The 2,126-nt window shown below is 70.4% G+C and carries 2 pseudogenes; both read left to right on the top strand.

From position 1 onward, the window contains the following. Window positions 1-338: 338 nt before the first annotated feature. Window positions 339-863 (top strand): annotated as a pseudogene (locus ABZW03_RS40195) (carbohydrate binding domain-containing protein); the annotation flags it as partial. A gap of 186 nt (window positions 864-1,049) precedes the next feature. After that, window positions 1,050-2,006, top strand: a pseudogene (locus tag ABZW03_RS40190) (chitinase); the annotation flags it as partial. Window positions 2,007-2,126 lie beyond the last annotated feature (120 nt).

The following is a 2,126-nucleotide window of genomic DNA, read 5'->3' as shown; positions in this document are numbered from 1 at the left end:
GACGCCAGCACCAAGCCCGGAACAGCCACTACAAACGACGAGGCCACAGCCCGAAAACCGAAGCCTCATCACGCTAAGCACCGTTGCAGTACTAGTCCGGCGGGCCCGGCCACGTGGGGCAAAGGCGAAACCCCGTACCCGGAACGGGCTTTGCCGGTTCTCCCGGTTTTCGCGCAATTGGTCCAGACCTCAAATGGTCCAGACCTATTGACGGGCCCTGCCGCCGCTCCTACGATCCGGACCGGCACAGCCCCACACGTCCCCCACACCCAGAGCCGGGCGTCACGCCCCCACGCGTCGGTCATGCCCATGACGCTCGGCGGAAAGGGAGCACAGCCATGTTCCGTCGAAGGCCGCGTCAACCCCGCCCGCTGCGGGCGACCGTGGAACGCGCGTCCCAGGTCCAGCGGACCGGCCGACCCGGGCCGACGCTGCTCAAGCGCTCCCTCGCCGGGGTGAGTGCCGCCGCCGTCATCGGGGCCGGCCTCGCCGTGGCCGGGACCGTCACGGCCGGGGCCGCCACCCCCAACCTGGTGGCCAACGCCGGGTTCGAGAACGGGCTCGCCGACTGGACCTGTACCGCCGGCTCCGGCGCGGCCGTCGGCAGCCCGGTCCACTCGGGCGCCTCCGCGCTCAAGGCCACGCCGACCGGCCAGGACACCGCCCAGTGCACCCAGACCGTCAGCGTGCAGCCCAACTCCCAGTACACGCTGAGCGCCTACGTCCAGGGCAGCTACGTCTACCTGGGCGCCACCGGCACGGGCGTCACCAACGCCTCGACCTGGACGGGGAGCAGCGCGTCGTACAGCCAGCTCAGCGTGGGCTTCACCACCGGGGCGAACACCACCTCGGTGACCGTCTACCTGCACGGCTGGTACGGGCAGCCCGAGTTCTACGCGGACGACGTGTCGCTCACCGGCCCCGGCGGCAGCAGCCCCACGCCGACCGCCACACCGACCACCACCACACCGACGACGACCCCGCCCACCACCACGCCCCCGACCAGCACGCCGCCCACGACGACGCCGCCCACCACCACGCCGCCGGGCGAGACCTGCCCCACGAAGCCCAAGCCGTCGGGCAAGGTCCTGCAGGGGTACTGGGAGAACTGGGACGGCGCCCTGAACGGCGTCCACCCCGGCATGGGCTGGGTGCCCATCACGGACAGCCGGATGGCCGCGCACGGCTACAACGTCATCAACGCCGCCTTCCCGGTGATCCTCTCGGACGGCACCGTCCTGTGGCAGGACGGCATGGACACCAACGTCAAGGTCTCGACCCCCGCCGAGATGTGCCAGGCCAAGGCGGCCGGGGCGACGATCCTGATGTCGATCGGCGGCGCCGCCGCCGGCATCGACCTGAGCTCCAGCACCGTCGCCGACCGGTTCGTGGCGACCGTCGTCCCGATCCTCAAGAAGTACAACTTCGACGGGATCGACATCGACATCGAGACCGGCCTGTCCGGAAGCGGCAACATCAACACGCTGTCCGCCTCGCAGGCCAACCTGATCCGCATCATCGACGGCGTGCTGGCCCAGATGCCCGCGGGCTTCGGCCTGACGATGGCCCCCGAGACCGCGTACGTCACCGGCGGCAGCGTCAACTACGGGTCGATCTGGGGCGCCTACCTGCCGATCGTCAAGAAGTACGCCGACAACGGGCGGCTGTGGTGGCTGAACATGCAGTACTACAACGGGAGCATGTACGGCTGCTCCGGCGACTCCTACCAGGCCGGCACCGTCCAGGGCTTCACCAAGCAGACGGAGTGCCTCAACAACGGCCTGACCATCCAGGGCACCACCGTCAAGGTGCCGTACGACAAGCAGGTGCCCGGCCTGCCGGCCCAGCCCGGCGCGGGCGGCGGCTACATGGACCCGGGCCTGGTCGGCCAGGCGTGGAACGCCTTCGGCGGCTCGCTGAAGGGGCTGATGACCTGGTCGATCAACTGGGACGGCTCGAAGGGGTGGAGCTTCGGCGACAACGTCAAGCGCCTCCAGGGCCGTTGAGTCGCCACTGAGGTCCCGCTGACGCCCTGCCGGCGACCTGCCTGCGAACCTGCCGGCGATCTGCCGGCGCCTCGCTGACACCCGCTGACGTCCCGCGCCCCCGGTCGGATCCCCGGGGGC

Origin of the sequence: Kitasatospora sp. NPDC004799 (genome assembly GCF_040609095.1) — a bacterium.
Taxonomy (GTDB): Bacteria; Actinomycetota; Actinomycetes; order Streptomycetales; family Streptomycetaceae; genus Kitasatospora.
This window is presented reverse-complemented; position numbering and strand designations above follow the sequence as displayed.